This window comes from Paenibacillus sp. FSL H3-0286 (assembly GCF_045040705.1).
Lineage (GTDB): Bacteria > Bacillota > Bacilli > Paenibacillales > Paenibacillaceae > Paenibacillus_AQ > Paenibacillus_AQ odorifer.
On record NZ_CP150285.1, the window covers coordinates 2,910,516 to 2,925,740 of the forward strand.

Below are 15,225 nucleotides of genomic sequence, written 5' to 3' on the forward strand. Positions count from 1 at the left end.
ATAGAAATATATATATATTTTTTGATCAAATAAATATTTTAAAGAAATAAAGAAAGGAGTCGTTAACTACTTGTGCATCTATTGCAATTATCATAATCATCGAGATTACTCGAACATATATGTGCCCGACTGCTCAGTAAAAATTGATGACTATGTTAAACGGTCAAAAGAACTTGACCACAGAATTCTCTGTAGCATGGAACACGGATTCCAAGGAAGATATTTTGATACATATGATGTAGCGAAGAAAGAAAATTTAAAGTTTATATTTGGTACTGAAGCATATTGGGTTAAAGACAGATTCGAAAAAGACAAAACAAACGGACATATGTGCCTATTTGCAAAATCGGAAAAGGGTAGACGCGATATTAATCGTATTCTATCTGAAGCAAATGAGACTGGATACTATTACAGACCTCGTATTGATTTAGATTTAATATCCACACTAGACCCTAACGAGGTATTTGTAACATCGGCATGTATTGCTTTTTGGCAGTATGAAGATGTTGATAGGATTGTTACTGATTTGCACTCATACTTTGGGAAAAACTTCATGTTAGAGGTTCAGGCACACCATACCGATCCACAAAGACAACTACATAAGCGAATACTTGATCTTGCCTCAAAACATAATATTGAACTAATCGCTGGATGTGACAGCCACTTTATTTATCCTGAACAAGCAAAGGATAGAGATGATGTTCTAGAAGCAAAAGGTATTGTCTATGAGAATGAGGAAGGATGGTTTATGGACTATCCAGACGGAGATACACTAAGGCAGCGCTTCGTAGACCAAGGAGTATTATCAGAAGGTCAAATAGATAGAGCAATCCAAAACACGCTCTTATTCATGGATTTTGATGATTATGATTCAAACATTATTAAGGTATTCAGCAAAGATATTAAGCTTCCTACATTGTATCCTGAACTTACACAGGAACAACGTGATCATAAGTATAAAATGATACTGAATGATGAATGGAGAAAAGCAAAAGAATTAATTCCCCGAGAAAAACATGCTGAACATATTGATGGAATCAGAAAAGAGGGTCAAGTTGTAGTAAATACCGGAATGGCAGATTATTTTCTTATCGACTATGAACTTGTGAAAGAAGCTGTGAAAAACGGTGGGATAATAACTTCTACTGGTCGTGGATCTGGCGTATCTTTTTATACAAATACTCTTTTAGGATTTTCAAAAGTAGATAGAATTTCTGCCCCAGTTCATTTATATCCTGAGAGATTTATGAGCGAAAGTCGTATCTTACAAACGAAATCTTTGCCTGACTTGGATTTAAATTTAGGCAATCCAGAAGTTTTTATCGCAGCGCAGAATACAATATTGGGTGAGGGGCATGCTTTTCCGATGATTGCCTATGGAACGTTTAAGATTAAATCAGGATTTAAAATGTATGCCAAATCTCAGAATTTGCCGTTTGAAATTGCAAACGAAATATCTAAGCAATTGGAAAAATACGAAAATGAATTAAAGTATGCCGAAGACGATGAAAAAGACTTGATTGATGTATATGATTTTGTTGAAGAAAAGTATCATCATCTAATTAAGGAAAGCGAAAAATATACTGGAATTATATCAGATAAGAAGCCTCACCCTTGTGCGCATCTTCTGTATCAAGGAAATATTCGAGAAGAAATTGGACTTATTATGCTAAAGAGCGAATCAACAAAAAAAGAAGTTTTAGCATGTTTAATCGATGGTGAAATAGCAGAAAGAAATAAATTCCTTAAGAATGACTTGTTGAAAGTAGATGTTGTAAAGACAACACATAATACATATAAAAGAATCGGAATGTCCATCCATACAGAACAAGAGTTACTTAATGTAATAAGAGACAATAAAAAGGTATGGGATATTTATGCAAATGGACTCACTGTTGGAGTAAACCAAGTTGAAAAGTATTCAACAACACAGAAAGCAAAAAAATATAGACCTCAAAATATTTCAGAACTAACTGCTTTTATCGCCGCTATTCGCCCATCATTCAAATCGATGTATCATACATTCGAAAGTAGAAAACCATTTTCATATGGTATCAGCAGTTTCGATGATCTTATTCAAACTGAGGAAATGAAAAACTCTTTTGTGCTTTATCAGGAACAAACTATGGCTACTCTTGCATATGCTGGATTCCCATCAGATGAAACTTACGGAATTATCAAAGCAATCAGCAAGAAAAAACCAGCAGTAGTTAGACCATTGAAGGATCGTTTCCTTAAGGGATTTAGTGATAAAATCATGGAGAGAGAAACAGTTACTCATGAAGAAGCACTAGAAATGAGTGATCGTGTATGGAGAATTATTGAAGATTCAAGCGGCTACGGATTTAATGCTTCGCATGCCTATAGCTATGCCCTTGATTCTGCTTATTGTGCTTATTTGAAAAGTCATTATCCGATTTATTTTTATGAATCTCTTCTTAGGCACTTTGCAGAGAAAAAGAACAAAGATAAAATAGGACTTCTCAAAGATGAAATGCAAAGAGGGTTTGGCATTAAAGATGGAGGTGTAAAATTCGGGAAGGATAACAGAAGTTTTGTTGCCGATGAAGAAACAAATTCGATATTTGCGGATATATCTGGTATCAAATATATGAGTGCAAAAGTTGCCGAAGATCTCTACGAAGCAAGTAAAAATACATATAACAGTTTCGTCGATTTACTTATTCATTTAACTAAAAATACATCTGTAGATGCAAGACAGATTAAAATTCTGATTAAGCTTAACTATTTCGATATGTACGGCCATAGTGGACTTCTCACCAAGCTGTACAATGAATTTGTTAATGGAGAATATAAATATAAGTCTAGTTATGTAGAAAAAACATTGATCGTAAGAATTGCGAAACTTAAAGAAATTGAAGAACGGTTGAAACAAGATGGATTCCCTGAACTATTACCAAATGATGTTGTAATGACTCAGATTGAGCATATGGGCTACGCAGATGTGAAATATCCTAATATTAGTTCTTCCTGGTGTGTGGTAACTGACATCAATACGCAATACTCTCCAAAACTCTATTTGTATAATGTGAGAAGCGGAGAAAATATAATGTTCAAGATGGATAGAAAGACGTTCAATACAAAAGATAAGAGTTTAAAAATAAACATAGGTGATTTGATTGAAATAACTGAGCATAAAAAGAAATTTAAATCTGTTCCTGATGGTAATGGTGGATATATAGATACAGATGAATTAGAAATTTGGATTACTGGTTACACAAAATACATCAATAAGGAGACTAAGAATGCAAACCAACATTGATAAATTATCAAAACCATCAATTGAAAAACTACTAAATCGTCCTCTTACAGATGATTACTACACACAAGTGGTAAGCCAAGCTTTATTAAACCTCTTAGAAACGAACGAATATGAATAAAAATAATCAAACTAATTACAATGCGGATAGATTTTCATCAGATTATCACCGACACACCTTCCCTGATCCACAAGAAAAGGAGGTGATTGAGTACTCAACTTGTTCAGGATGTGATGAAGTTATCTACTCATTTGAAGTAGCTGCTGGTGAGATTTTAAACATTTATGGGATGAGTGTACATGACGAACGAACATGTATCAAAAAAGCAGTTGATGCTACGACTGCTATATTAGAAGAGGAGTGATTTATTGAATTTAGTAGGACATAATATTTGGTTAGTTGAACAATTGAAAATACATATGATTAAGAAACTGGAAGAGTACAATAAGGATGGATTCATTGTTGAGGGTAGATATCAGGAATTACTAGACAAAGAGACTAAGGCGTTGGATGAACGGTTAGAGGTTATGAAAGAATGGTTGTGAAAAAGAAAGAAGGCAAAGTTTTTGAAGACAATCTTCAAAAATCAGTAGAACAATGTGGTGAAAAAATATTCTTCACTAGAATAAAGGATGTTTTTATTCCGCCAGATTTACGTCAACGTGTTAAGGTAACCAAAAATGATTATGATTGCATGATGTTTGCAAGATCTCATTTGTTTGCACTCGAACTTAAATCAACAAAAGAAAACAGGTTTAGTTTTGATGAAAGTATTATCAAACAACATCAAATTGATAAATTATTAGAAGCAAGTACATACGAAGATGTAATTTCAGGATTTGTCATGAATTTCAGGGAGCCAGAGAATCGAGTATTCTTTGTCCCGATACAAGAATTCGTTGATTATCAGAATGTGGCTCAAAATCAGATCAAAGAACATAAATATATAAGCAAAGTAAATAAATCGAGTATTCCAATTGGTATCTGTGAAGAGATCGGTATAGAGATTAAGGGTTTCAAGAAGAGGGTTAATTGGCATTATCACATTAAGCAGTTTTTATCCGAAGCGATTAAAAAATTCAGATAATCAATTATTTTTTTAAAACTTATATGAAAGCACAGGGCTCCTAACGCCTCCTAGACGTTCTCAGAGGCTTGCTATGATGCTTAGAGTGATTAAGTTTATGTTTGTTCAATATAGTTTTTAAAGCCTCATATTGGGACGTCTAGAACTTGTAATTGAAGAAAAGTAAATGAAAAGTAGAGGAAGATATGGACGAACTAATAAAAGATGAAAAAATAATAAAGCGATTAAGAAATTTACCAGAACCGCTAAATCCAATAGACATCCAACAATTTTTAGGGCTGAGTAAAAATTCTACATATAATCTAATTGAATCAAAACAATTTTATAGTATAAGAGTCGGAAAATTATATAAAATACCTAAAAGATCTTTTGTGAAATGGTACTTAGGTGGTTAGAATTGGGGGGCGAAACAATGCCCCTCATTTTTTATTAATTGAATGTTGCATTAAGGAAAAACTTTTGCGCAGTATTATGTGCCCCCTGTTAAGCCCCCCAGTTATCAAAGAGCAATATTTCTCAAATTGTTTAGTATAAATAAACAAACAAAAAACCCTTATATAATAAGGGATTTCTGTGAGATATGTCTTATAAAACCGTATAGGACGGATGGGGTTCGAACCCATGACCCCTACCCTGTCAAGATAGTGCTCTCCCACTGAGCTACCGTCCTGCGACGAAATTTATAATACCATACGATAGAGTAGGATGGCAATTCTTTTTTATAATCAATATAGATGTAGAGTTGTATTTACTTCTTAATTTTCTCCGATTAAGTAGTTAAATAGCTAGAAAGGGGATGACCCTTCATCCCCCTGCACCGAGTCAGATAAAAAACGGGAGTAGAAATAGACTGCTTATTCCGAAAAAAGGGATACGGCGTGGATAGAAGCGGCGTCTTGGGTAAAAGCCGGGCTGGAACCCGAATTGTCTATAGTTCGACTGCTCGGCAGGCATTCCGTTCATACGATCGACCATTTCATTGCTGGGAACCGCTAGGGTGATATAGTTCTGATCCACGTGAGCGATGAAGCCGTCAAAGGATTGACCATCAGTCGTTACTATACCTACATATTTATTCATGCAATTCCAAGCGACCTGTTGATGAAAATTTGTATTTGATTCCATGGATATCCTCCTCGAATGTTTCAATCCTGATAACAGTCTATGGTCCTTTGCCTACAACGTTCACGGCGTTTGCCTATATGTAGGAAGGTTAATTTTCAGGGATAATCACTGAGGAGGATTCGATTAGTTCTTTAATCTATACACATGCTTGTGCTGTACTTTCTAATCAGTATTATTCTTGGAGTTATTGGAATGAGCTTCAATGGAGTAGATAACTTCTTTTTTGCCAGTAAGCGGGGAGTCATTTATAAAATACAATTTGTCACCGCTCCGTTTTACGAATTTCAAAGTATCTCCTTTAAAAGGAACATCGTTATTTTCCGCATATTCCTGATCCTTTGCTGTGAGTAGCTCCTTATACAAAAGGGTTCGCTCGCCTGTTTGGCGGTCGATTAAGGTTAGCAATCCATTCTGATTTCCACGAAGCAGTATGATTTCTTTATCAATGCTTTCTACATAGTAAGCATCTTCCTCGCCACCCAGCTTTACAAGATCAAGAGTATCTATTACATTGCCTGTGCCGTCTTGGATGAAACGTAAGGTATTACCATCATGCAAGATGAGGTTGCCATCATAAGGTTTGAAATCCGCATCTCCTCTGAACTGGTAAGCGAATGTGGCCTTGCGTAGTAATGCACCATTTTTGAATATGAGTGTGATTTCGCGTGTATTAATATGAGGCTCTCCATAGGAATCAATAATCTTAATGACTAGCAGACCCCCCGCCGTTTTCTCGATCTTCATTCCTGCCCAGTCAAAGTTTGTTTGGAGTGAAGTGAGTTTTATCACCGTATCCTTGCCTTGTGAGACATATAAATCACCATTAGCTTTGACCAGCGTATAGGTACGCCCTCCAAAGGATTCTGTGAAAACATTGTAGGTCTTCAGATCATCTGCTAAAAGTGTGTTCGTTGTGGAGTCCAGACGGAGATGGCTGCCTTCGAAAGCCTTAACGATAAAACGGGCCGGCACATATATCCCATCTTCTTTGGATTTAAAAGGTATTCCTCCTAGATCTACCGCTTTCCCGTCAAGCACGCCAGTTTGACTCCCGATTCGAACAGCAAAACTTTTAGTCCAGCCTTTGAACAGAGCACGTTTGCCGGATTTATCCCATTCCATTTTTAAGCCAGCTTGTTCAGCGATCCCCCGAACATCTACGTAGATTACACCATTTTTGAGCAGCGCAGGTCCGCCTATGTTTCCACCAGGAATGCCAAATTGGTAGTATACTTGCGAAGTATTAGCAGAGGAAGCTTGGGTGAGCGCAGAGGACACCGATACAGTTAATGAAGAGCTTGCTGACATGGTGGCAGGGAGTAAAAATGTTGAGAGCATTAAGACGGATAACCAAGCTTTGGAGTGAAAAGAGAGCATATTAACCAACCCTTTCTTTATCTGGCAGTAAAATTTATCCATGATAGTTGGTTTGACGCTGAAACGTTTCTAAAAGTTGCGTCGTATACTTTCCGAAGGGCTCACTGTAGAAATATCCTTAATGCTTCTATGATAAGATAGATGGAACTGTACAGTAGTTTCTTAAAATTGAAAGATAAAGGAGCTTGTGATCTTGCCGCAAATGCAAAATGAGCAGAAAAAGAATACTTCTACTCCGCTGAAATGGTTGGGGGGCGGAGCCGCCATGCTCCTGTTAAAAGGAAAGGCGATTTTGTCTCTGCTGAAAATAGGTAAAATTGCCGGGCCGTTAATTTCCATGATGGTTTCGATAGGGGCATATGCTTTGATTTATCCGTGGGGGTTTGCTATAGGTATTGTCCTGCTTTTGCTTGTTCATGAATTGGGACATGTTATAGCCGCTAAGCGGATCGGGCTACCCGTCAGCGCTCCGTTATTTATTCCTTTTTTAGGCGCGTTAATTACTATGAAAAAACATCCGCTGGATGCGAAGACAGAAGCGTATGTTGCTTTTGGCGGACCGATTCTGGGTACTATTGGGGCTACTGCTGTGTTTGGAGCGGCATATTATATGGATAGTCCACTTCTTTATTCCCTGGCTTATATAGGCTTATTGCTTAATTTGATTAACCTGCTGCCAATCCATCCGCTAGACGGTGGACGTATTGCTACCGCAGTTACGCGCTGGCTGTGGCTTGTGGGTCTGGTGGGTGGCTTAGCTATAATCGTTTACTTGCGTTCGATTTTGTTCTTTATCATCTGGGCAATGTTTGCTTACGATCTGTATAATAAATATGTGAAAAGACGTAACAACAACCGGCCGCAGTCTGTCACTAAGGGGTTCTTAATTCCCGTGGAGCCCTTGCGAGAGGCGGGTTACATGATTCCAGGAGCTGAGCATCGCCGGGATTTACCTTTTACTACCTACAGTGATCTAGAGAGACAGCAGTATGTTGTGGTAAGATGGGACCAGCTGAATTATTATGGCAAAGCTACACTGCCACAGCAATGTATTATTGAAAAGGTAAGAATTTCGCAGCTGGAGCAAGTAACGTTAGAGAATGGTCTTCATTTAAAAATGCAATGTGACATCAGCTGTACCGTGCACGATAATGATAAGTATTACGATGTGCCAGCCAATACACGCTGGAAATATGGGACAGCTTATTTTGTTTTAGCAGGCTTTTTGGTTGGGATGATGTATTTAGTCCATTTGGTTGGAAACGTCAATCTCTAAGAGGGAAACTGGAATGAATAGCTCCTATTGTTTATAAAGCTCCTGAATCGTCAAAGCTGTAGTGAGTATAACTGCAGCTGCGATGAAAGGAGCTTTTTTATGTCTAAAATTGTGAAATGGGAAGTCGGCGTTTGCCTAGTGTTACTGCTGGGTGTAGTGGGGTGCTCTACGGTGAAACCCGCAAAAGTTATCGAAATCAATGAGATGACCAATCTGGATGGCAAATCTAAAAGTCAGTATCCTCCGTTGTCACCTGTGATGCAAGACGTATATAACCGTTCAATCCCTGAAGAAGTATATTCTGTGGATTAGTCTACTGAGAGGTTACGGATTCCATGTGTAGGCTTTTCTTTCTTGTCATTATTTTATATAATAGACAACTATCGTTGGCTACATAGAGAGAGGAGTTTGCAACTAACATGGCGGCAGAAATCTTACGGGTAACTACAGAGGAACAGCTTCAGATGGGGCTGGATATCCGTACTAAAGTATTTGTTGAGGAACAAAAGGTACCGGCCGAGGAAGAAATTGACGAATATGATGCCATCAGTCCGAATGCGCACCATATTCTGATTATAGATGAAGGGATACCTGTAGCAACGGGTAGATTGATCTATTACAAAGCAGGGACTGCTAAAATGCAGCGCATCGCCGTATTGAAAGACTATCGGGTCAAAGGATACGGACGTGTCTTGTTACTGGCGATGGAAGAGCTTGCTCGGGAGCTTGGACTGGAAGCTTCAATTCTAGATGCTCAGTGTCAGGCAGAGAATTTCTATAAGAAACTCGGCTATGAAGTTATTTCTACAGAACCATTTTATGATGCAGGTATATTACATGTACGTATGCAAAAAATGCTTTAAAGATGGCGCACATAATTATTGGACGCTCTACGCAAGCTAGGATGTGCCGAATGATGGCAAATCCAAGTGCAAGGGGCGAACTTAAGTGCCAAATAACGAACGTGAATCTTTCGTAGCTGTTCAAAAAAATGGGGATGGCGATTTAACAAGCTTCCAGACCTCTACAGGACGTGTGCTGGCGTATGACCAAGCCCTGCAAGAAGTACAGGCCGGAAATATTGCCGGAGTGAACGCTTTTAAAGGTAAGGATGGAGAAACTTATATTCGCGGAGATGCGGATGGAGATCCAACTAACAATCTGGATAATTTGCCGACATTTTCATAGTTCAACACGAAAAGCCGTACATACGTCTACAGACGTTTATGTACGGCTTTTTTTTGTAAAGATCAGAGTTTATAGTTCACATGCTGCTCTAAAAATTCCATCTCTCCTGTAAGTCCGACGAAATCTGGTTGTTCATCGCTATAATGCATGAGCTTGATCCGCTCGCGAACATCTTTAGGCAGAGACATCAGCTCTTCCAGCGTGGTGTGAACAACGCCTGTTCCACCTAGTTGGCAGTCATGCAGGATGATCCGGATCCCGCGCTCCCGCACAAGGCTAATCAGTAGATCCGGCTGAAAGGTCATGTCCGCACTATAAAAAATCTCGTTGTTTATTAGAAGGGAATAACTGTTTTTCCCGGGAATATGCGGTGTTTGTATGATCTCTAATGAAAGAGTAGGAGAGAGCTTGTAGGTATTTTCAGGCTGCATGGGCTTAACATCGAAGATATCAGATAAGGAAGATACAGCATCTTCTTGGTATAAACCTCCCTTTAACGTATTGTTCCACAAGGGCTCTATAAGTGTCTCCGGAAGAAGTAAGGTCATTTTTTTACCGTGCACATGCTTTAAGGTTAGCGCAAGCTCTTCCAGCCCTCCAACATGATCTGCATGAATATGTGTAATGAGCGTAGCATTTACGTCACTGAAGGATTTTTCAAGTCTATGCATGGCAAGCGGGGCTGTTATCCCGCAATCAATCAGCAGGGTGTAATTTTCATCTAGCAGCAAGCCATTGTTGTTAAAATATTTTTTCGCAAAAGCATTGCCTGTTCCTAGCATTTGTAGGCTTAGACTCATAAGAAAGAACCCTCCTGAAATCGGTTATAGCTAATGTTTCTACTTCGAATAAGACCATAATATCATTTTTCGCAAGATCAATGAAATATTTACCTGAAATCAGCGCAACTTGCTGAAACAAAGTAAGTATATATTAACAGCATGAATTATCTGGAGGGTCTCAAATGAATAGATGGAAAAAAATCACTTTGTGCGTGTTTGCTTTTTCCTTAATGGGTGGCTCATTATTATTCGCCGATTCCGTTAATCAGAAAATTAGAGTATGGAGCAACGGAAAAGAAATTGTAGACGGCGGTTATCTAATTGATGGAAAAACGTACATTCCTGCTAGAGAAACAGGCGGGGTTGTTACTTGGGACGGTTCTGGGAAAGTTACGATCCTTAAACCTAATGTCCATATTGTACTTTTTAAAGGGGATACGGTTTTTGGCAATGTCAATGTAGGCAAGCTGAAAATAAAGATATTAACTCAGGTAGATAGTCTGACCGAAGAGATTTCAGCTGTGAAAGTGGCCATGACAGATCCGTCTGGAAACGTTAAGGATATTCAGTCACAGGTGCTTGAAGGCTCGCAGAAGGATAATTTCTGGTTTCCAACCTCGGAGTTTACTTATGATTTTAAAGAAGCGGGCAAATACCGGGTAGGCTTCTATATTAAGCCCTCCAAAAATGCCGATTACGTACTTGTGTCGGAGAAGGTAATAACAGCGTTAAATTAGGTGTTCTAAATTGACCTGAACTAATCTAACGTGGTACGATACCAGATGTAGGATAATACAATTCAAAGTGAGGTATTACAATGAGCGATCACAAACATGAGCATGGTGAAGCATGCGGTTGCGGGCATGATCACGACCATGAGCACGAGGAGTTTGTGCTGACCTTGACGAACGAGCAGGGCGAAGATGTGGAAATGGTGCTTGTAGAAACGTTCGACATAGGCGAGAAATTATATGCTCTGTTGTTAGAGCGCGAGAATCCAGAAGCAGACGGCATTATTCTGCGTATGGAAGAAGAAGACGAAGAAATGGTATTGTATAATATCGAAGATGAAGAAGAATGGAAAGCTGTTGAAGAAGCTTACAACAATCTGCTTGCTCAGCAAGAATAGATTCTAGCGACTAAACTTAAGCTGTTCTATGTGAATGGAACAGTTGATGCTTATATACAGAAACCCGATACTCATTATGGTATCGGGTTTTTGTATAAATGATTTAAGTTTTTAAGGAAAAAAATAGATCTTAGGATATAGGATCGGCTTCAACAATCACCTTAACATTAGTGATGCTGCGGTCCTCAGGCCCTTTAACCGGCAGGCCGATTTCGACGTGGTCGATAATGTAGTCGATATTATCCTGAGTAATGACTTCGCCAGGGAGGAGAATCGGTATCCCCGGTGGATATACATAGATAAACTCTGCAATGATGTACCCAGCAGATTCGCGGAACGGAACTAACTGAGTGTCAGCATAAAAAGCATCTCTTGGAATTAAAGCAAGCTGCGGGATTTCTGGAACCTGAACCTTCAGTTCATAGATTTCACCCTTGCTATAATGGATAGCGGATAGCACCCGTAAAGCAGCTAATAATTTATCTACTGATTCTTGAGTATCACCTGGGGTAATAAGGCAAAGAATATTATACATGTCACTCAGTTCAACTTCGATGTTGTATTTCTCACGCAGCCAGTTTTCGGTTTCGTAACCAGTGATCCCTAAATGGCGAACGTGAATGTTAAGTTTGGTTGGATCTAGATCGAAAGTTGCTTCTGTTCCAAGTATTTCTTTACCAAAGCTGTACAAGCCTTCGATAGTGTTAATGGTCTCGCGTGCGTAGTTGGACAATTGGATGGTTCTTTCCGCCATTTCATGTCCGTTCAGCGCGAGATTGCGTCTAGATGTATCGAGAGACGCTAATAAAATATATGAGGTTGATGTTGTAGTCAGCATGCTCATAATGGTCTGCACCCGTTGTGGGTTAATCAGCCCAGTCTTCGCATTTAGATTCAGTACCGAGCTTTGCGTCATGGAACCACCAAGCTTATGCACACTAGTGGCAGCTATGTCCGCACCGGCCTGCATGGCCGATACCGGCAGATCCTCATGAAAATGAATCAGTACTCCATGTGCCTCGTCCACCAGAACGGGTACCCCGTAACGGTGAGCCAGGTCGACAATCGAACGCAGGTCGGCACATACGCCGAAGTACGTTGGATTGATAACTAGAACTCCTTTAGCGTCTGGATGACGCTTTAACGCTCGTTCCAGCGCACTGGTGGTTATGCCGTGATCTATCCCGAGATTCTCATCCTGTACAGGCGAGACGAACACAGGCTTGGCTCCGGAGAAGATAATGGCCGACATTACGGATTTATGAATGTTACGCGGCACAATTATTTTTTCACCCGGTGAGCAGACAGAGAGGATCATCGTCATGATGGCATTGCTCGTGCCCTGTACGCTAAAATACGTATAGTCGGCGCCGAAAGCCTTCGCAGCCAGCTTTTGAGCCTCCTGGATTACGCCAGTTGGCTGATGTAGATCATCAAGCGGTGCGATGTTGATTAGATCTATGGATAGAGCGTTATCGCCGATAAACTCACGGAATTCGGCATCGGTTCCTAGCCCCTTCTTATGCCCGGGAATATGAAATTGAACTGGATTGCCGGCGGCATGCTTTTTTAGAGCTGTGAAGAGGGGAGTACGGTGTTGATTCATTTAATGCTGTCACAACCTTTCGCGAATAGTTAATTTTTAAGGCAAGCATCAGTATAACAAAACAATCTTCAGAATACTAGGATTTGGATGTGATAGAATGTCCACGAAAGCTGAACAACGGATGAATATTAGTTTAGCATCACCATTTATTATTGAGATGTGGGTAATTATTTTTTTAGTTGAATTTGTTAAAGGTTCGCTGCTTGTTGCTTTATTGCCAGTGTATATGGAGAATATACTGGGGCTGTCGGTGACAGTAGTGGGATTCGCTTTTGCCCTACAGTATTTGGGGGACAACGTCTTCCGCAGCCCTTCAGGCTGGGTTATGGAGCGCATAGGGTTCCGCTGGACGATGACAAGTGCATTGCTGCTGATTCTAGTAGCCATTGGTTTGATCATCTATGCCAAAACGGCCCTTGCGTTATCCATCGCCTGTCTCATTCTTGGGATCGGGACATCTCCGCTTTGGCCTTGTGTGATGACCGGGATTACCGAGCTGGCCGGATCAACTAAAAGCGGCAGCAGTGGTGCGGCCATGGGCGCTGTTGAGATGGCTTCTCTCGCAGGAACAGGAATCGGTCCAATTGTTGTGAATTTTTTAATGGATCAGGGTGGACAAAGCTATCACGTGGCTTTTCTAGTCTTGTTAGGTTGTGCTGCCGCTGTAGTTGTAGTAGCCCTTTTCTTACCTAAACGAATCTCTTCTAGCGGGTCTCATGCTGTCGTGAGGGACATGCATGGACTTGGCGGAGCAATGGAGCGTAAAAAACTTAGTCCGTTAGAAAGTATAAAAAGAACGCTGCATCAGGTGAGAACTACCCTGAAAGTCAGCAGATGGCTGTACCCGGCGTTGTTCCTACAGGCCTTCGCCATTGGCTTGATGACACCTGTAGTTACCTTGTTCGCACGTACAGAGCTGCATGTTAGTCCCAATCAATTCAGTTTGCTCCTCATTGCAGGGGGAGGGATTACAGTTCTTGCACTTATTCCCGCAGGTAAGCTGGTGGACCGTATAGGGACAACGGTGTTTCTGAATATAGGTTTTTTGTTAGCTGCCTTTTCGCTGGCCTTTTTCTCTCAGGTTCGCTGGCTGCCACTTGCCTTTATCGCGGTGGCACTGGTCGGTATAAGCTACGCGCTTATCCTTCCGGCATGGAATGCCTTTCTGGCTAAGCAAGTTCCTAAGGGAGAACGAGGGACTGTCTGGGGGCTGTTCCTGACACTCCAAGGCTCAGGAATGGTAGCGGGGCCAGTATTGTCAGGTAGATTATGGGATCATGTAGGACATGGTGTCCCATTCCTGGCAAGTGCTATTGTAATGCTGATGCTCTTCGGGCTGCATCTGCTTATCGTGCATAGAACGAAACAGAAATTTAAGACTAGCTGAGGAAAAAAAGCCGCTGATAACCGGAGAATGATCCGGTAAATCAGCGGCTTTTTAGAAAATTAGAAGGACATACGATATAACGGAAGTAAGTTTCGAAGGTCTTCTGTATGACACTGTGCAGCTGAAGGACTAGAACGTTTATGCTTCAAAAGGACTAAAAGGCATTAAAATTCTCGATCAGCGTTTGGAGAAAGGCTGTTGCGGGTAAAAATAGTCAATAAACCAAGTTACCGCTACATAAACTGAAGTATAAAATAAGATTAAGACGAACGCAAAAAGGAAGTTAACTCAAGAAGAGGTCCGGCAGCCATGATTACTCTGGAATTGAACTAATGAAGGTTGGCTTTACAGATGTGAAGCTGTTAGGGGGGAGTGCCGTGAACAAAAACGACGAGGTGGAATATTGTAACCTGGAACTGCGGTTCGACAGACAGCATATCCAGGACCTGATCAAGGATTTGATTCAAGAAGGTTATTCCCTATATTGGAGCGAGAATGAACAGGTCTTTGTGATTTCGGTCCGTACGGGTCGTAAGTTAGTGAAATTGCGGTTTCAAAGGATTAAAGACGGCTATAAGCTTGTGGGCGATTATATGATCCGTGATGCTCGCTTGTCAGAGTGGATGGAGAAATTAATTGGGGATATGCGCGGGCATGCAATCGTTAAACGTTTCCGGGATCGGCAGATTATTATTGAAAATATTTTGTTTGGCGAAGTGATTCGCCTAGTTGAAATTTCTGGTTATCAGCAGCGCGTGTTATATCAGAAGGGACCTATGCTCACAGATGAGGAGCTGACAAGACTCTTTTATTCTATTGAAGGGGAAGAACGGGTTCGCCAGCGGAGAATTGAAGTAGATGAACAGTTGGATCGGTTAAATGATGCCCTAAAGGCTGGAGATACGGTTCGCGCGGACAAATGTCGAGCTGAGCTTGCCTTTTTGACCAAGGAATTGTTTATGTTAGAATGGTAAGCAAGTGCCGCAA

General features: G+C 40.4%; 18 protein-coding genes and 1 tRNA gene. 14 read left to right on the forward strand and 5 right to left on the reverse strand.

What is annotated here, in order from left to right; genetic code table 11:
- Window positions 1-70: 70 nt before the first annotated feature.
- The 6 genes from MHB37_RS13005 to MHB37_RS13030 all read left to right on the forward strand — a co-directional run bounded on the left by MHB37_RS13005 (window position 71) and on the right by MHB37_RS13030 (window position 4,763).
- Window positions 71-3,283, forward strand: coding sequence for a PHP domain-containing protein (locus MHB37_RS13005; protein ID WP_405169473.1), 3,213 nt, complete (start codon window positions 71-73; stop codon window positions 3,281-3,283).
- Complete coding sequence (locus MHB37_RS13010; RefSeq protein ID WP_405169474.1) at window positions 3,267-3,401, forward strand: hypothetical protein; 135 nt, start codon at window positions 3,267-3,269, stop codon at window positions 3,399-3,401. Before MHB37_RS13005 ends, MHB37_RS13010 begins: the two co-directional genes overlap by 17 nt.
- On the forward strand, window positions 3,394-3,645 hold the full coding sequence (locus tag MHB37_RS13015) for a hypothetical protein (RefSeq protein WP_405169475.1): 252 nt from the start codon (window positions 3,394-3,396) through the stop codon (window positions 3,643-3,645). Before MHB37_RS13010 ends, MHB37_RS13015 begins: the two co-directional genes overlap by 8 nt.
- Window positions 3,646-3,649: 4 nt before the next feature.
- The gene (locus tag MHB37_RS13020) at window positions 3,650-3,826 is read left to right on the forward strand and encodes a hypothetical protein (RefSeq protein ID WP_405169476.1); all 177 of its coding nucleotides are present in this window, start codon (window positions 3,650-3,652) and stop codon (window positions 3,824-3,826) included.
- Window positions 3,823-4,368: a Holliday junction resolvase RecU gene (locus tag MHB37_RS13025; protein WP_405169477.1), complete on the forward strand. Its 546-nt coding sequence runs from the start codon at window positions 3,823-3,825 to the stop codon at window positions 4,366-4,368. The genes MHB37_RS13020 and MHB37_RS13025 overlap by 4 nt, the downstream gene beginning before the upstream one ends.
- A gap of 185 nt (window positions 4,369-4,553) precedes the next feature.
- Complete coding sequence (locus MHB37_RS13030; RefSeq protein WP_076189857.1) at window positions 4,554-4,763, forward strand: helix-turn-helix domain-containing protein; 210 nt, start codon at window positions 4,554-4,556, stop codon at window positions 4,761-4,763.
- Window positions 4,764-4,966: 203 nt separating this feature from the next.
- On the opposite strand, the gene MHB37_RS13035 is transcribed toward MHB37_RS13030, so the two are convergent.
- The 3 genes from MHB37_RS13035 to MHB37_RS13045 form a co-directional block, all read right to left on the reverse strand.
- Window positions 4,967-5,038: transfer RNA gene (locus MHB37_RS13035), tRNA-Val, on the reverse strand.
- A gap of 152 nt (window positions 5,039-5,190) precedes the next feature.
- Window positions 5,191-5,493 carry a hypothetical protein gene (locus MHB37_RS13040; RefSeq protein WP_036686108.1) on the reverse strand — a complete coding sequence of 101 codons (303 nt, stop codon included), beginning with the start codon at window positions 5,491-5,493 and terminating at the stop codon, window positions 5,191-5,193.
- A gap of 162 nt (window positions 5,494-5,655) precedes the next feature.
- On the reverse strand, window positions 5,656-6,870 hold the full coding sequence (locus tag MHB37_RS13045; RefSeq protein ID WP_339248311.1) for a copper amine oxidase N-terminal domain-containing protein: 1,215 nt from the start codon (window positions 6,868-6,870) through the stop codon (window positions 5,656-5,658).
- A gap of 202 nt (window positions 6,871-7,072) precedes the next feature.
- Here MHB37_RS13045 and MHB37_RS13050 point away from each other — a divergent pair, with 202 nt between their 5' ends.
- From MHB37_RS13050 to MHB37_RS13065, 4 genes are all read left to right on the forward strand, one after another.
- Window positions 7,073-8,146, forward strand: coding sequence for a site-2 protease family protein (locus MHB37_RS13050; RefSeq protein WP_248548320.1), 1,074 nt, complete (start codon window positions 7,073-7,075; stop codon window positions 8,144-8,146).
- A 99-nt stretch (window positions 8,147-8,245) separates the two neighbouring features.
- Window positions 8,246-8,458, forward strand: coding sequence for a hypothetical protein (locus MHB37_RS13055; protein WP_076219148.1), 213 nt, complete (start codon window positions 8,246-8,248; stop codon window positions 8,456-8,458).
- A gap of 107 nt (window positions 8,459-8,565) precedes the next feature.
- Window positions 8,566-9,009, forward strand: coding sequence for a GNAT family N-acetyltransferase (locus tag MHB37_RS13060; protein ID WP_076136093.1), 444 nt, complete (start codon window positions 8,566-8,568; stop codon window positions 9,007-9,009).
- 85 nt (window positions 9,010-9,094) lie between these two features.
- Window positions 9,095-9,334: a DUF3892 domain-containing protein gene (locus tag MHB37_RS13065; protein WP_036686113.1), complete on the forward strand. Its 240-nt coding sequence runs from the start codon at window positions 9,095-9,097 to the stop codon at window positions 9,332-9,334.
- Between the two features lie 62 nt (window positions 9,335-9,396).
- Here the strand turns inward: MHB37_RS13065 and MHB37_RS13070 are convergent, their stop codons facing one another.
- The gene (locus MHB37_RS13070; protein ID WP_076129115.1) at window positions 9,397-10,134 is read right to left on the reverse strand and encodes an MBL fold metallo-hydrolase; all 738 of its coding nucleotides are present in this window, start codon (window positions 10,132-10,134) and stop codon (window positions 9,397-9,399) included.
- A 164-nt stretch (window positions 10,135-10,298) separates the two neighbouring features.
- On the opposite strand from MHB37_RS13070, the gene MHB37_RS13075 reads away from it, so the two are divergent.
- Together MHB37_RS13075 and MHB37_RS13080 are read left to right on the forward strand one after the other, a co-directional pair.
- The gene (locus tag MHB37_RS13075) at window positions 10,299-10,853 is read left to right on the forward strand and encodes a copper amine oxidase (RefSeq protein WP_036686116.1); all 555 of its coding nucleotides are present in this window, start codon (window positions 10,299-10,301) and stop codon (window positions 10,851-10,853) included.
- 80 nt (window positions 10,854-10,933) lie between these two features.
- Window positions 10,934-11,245 carry a DUF1292 domain-containing protein gene (locus MHB37_RS13080; protein WP_036686118.1) on the forward strand — a complete coding sequence of 104 codons (312 nt, stop codon included), beginning with the start codon at window positions 10,934-10,936 and terminating at the stop codon, window positions 11,243-11,245.
- A 130-nt stretch (window positions 11,246-11,375) separates the two neighbouring features.
- Here MHB37_RS13080 and MHB37_RS13085 read toward each other — a convergent pair whose 3' ends face one another.
- Window positions 11,376-12,851, reverse strand: coding sequence for an aminotransferase class I/II-fold pyridoxal phosphate-dependent enzyme (locus MHB37_RS13085; RefSeq protein WP_036686120.1), 1,476 nt, complete (start codon window positions 12,849-12,851; stop codon window positions 11,376-11,378).
- Between the two features lie 97 nt (window positions 12,852-12,948).
- Between MHB37_RS13085 and MHB37_RS13090 the strand changes: the two genes are divergently transcribed.
- A complete protein-coding gene (locus MHB37_RS13090) occupies window positions 12,949-14,238 on the forward strand; it encodes an MFS transporter (protein ID WP_076279826.1) in 1,290 nt (429 codons plus the stop codon).
- A gap of 377 nt (window positions 14,239-14,615) precedes the next feature.
- Window positions 14,616-15,212, forward strand: a complete 597-nt coding sequence (locus MHB37_RS13095) for a hypothetical protein (protein WP_036686566.1) — start codon at window positions 14,616-14,618, stop codon at window positions 15,210-15,212.
- Window positions 15,213-15,225: the final 13 nt, after the last annotated feature.

What these genes read in the sequence shown, in the direction of transcription:
- MHB37_RS13010 (WP_405169474.1), top strand. Translation starts at nt 3,267, where the DNA reads ATGCAAACCAACATTGATAAATTATCAAAACCATCAATTGAAAAACTA.
- MHB37_RS13015 (WP_405169475.1), top strand. Translation starts at nt 3,394, where the DNA reads ATGAATAAAAATAATCAAACTAATTACAATGCGGATAGATTTTCATCA.
- MHB37_RS13030 (WP_076189857.1), top strand. Translation starts at nt 4,554, where the DNA reads ATGGACGAACTAATAAAAGATGAAAAAATAATAAAGCGATTAAGAAAT.
- MHB37_RS13040 (WP_036686108.1), bottom strand. Translation starts at nt 5,493, where the DNA reads ATGGAATCAAATACAAATTTTCATCAACAGGTCGCTTGGAATTGCATG.
- MHB37_RS13045 (WP_339248311.1), bottom strand. Translation starts at nt 6,870, where the DNA reads ATGCTCTCTTTTCACTCCAAAGCTTGGTTATCCGTCTTAATGCTCTCA.
- MHB37_RS13050 (WP_248548320.1), top strand. Translation starts at nt 7,073, where the DNA reads ATGCAAAATGAGCAGAAAAAGAATACTTCTACTCCGCTGAAATGGTTG.
- MHB37_RS13055 (WP_076219148.1), top strand. Translation starts at nt 8,246, where the DNA reads ATGTCTAAAATTGTGAAATGGGAAGTCGGCGTTTGCCTAGTGTTACTG.
- MHB37_RS13060 (WP_076136093.1), top strand. Translation starts at nt 8,566, where the DNA reads ATGGCGGCAGAAATCTTACGGGTAACTACAGAGGAACAGCTTCAGATG.
- MHB37_RS13070 (WP_076129115.1), bottom strand. Translation starts at nt 10,134, where the DNA reads ATGAGTCTAAGCCTACAAATGCTAGGAACAGGCAATGCTTTTGCGAAA.
- MHB37_RS13075 (WP_036686116.1), top strand. Translation starts at nt 10,299, where the DNA reads ATGAATAGATGGAAAAAAATCACTTTGTGCGTGTTTGCTTTTTCCTTA.
- MHB37_RS13080 (WP_036686118.1), top strand. Translation starts at nt 10,934, where the DNA reads ATGAGCGATCACAAACATGAGCATGGTGAAGCATGCGGTTGCGGGCAT.
- MHB37_RS13085 (WP_036686120.1), bottom strand. Translation starts at nt 12,851, where the DNA reads ATGAATCAACACCGTACTCCCCTCTTCACAGCTCTAAAAAAGCATGCC.
- MHB37_RS13090 (WP_076279826.1), top strand. Translation starts at nt 12,949, where the DNA reads ATGTCCACGAAAGCTGAACAACGGATGAATATTAGTTTAGCATCACCA.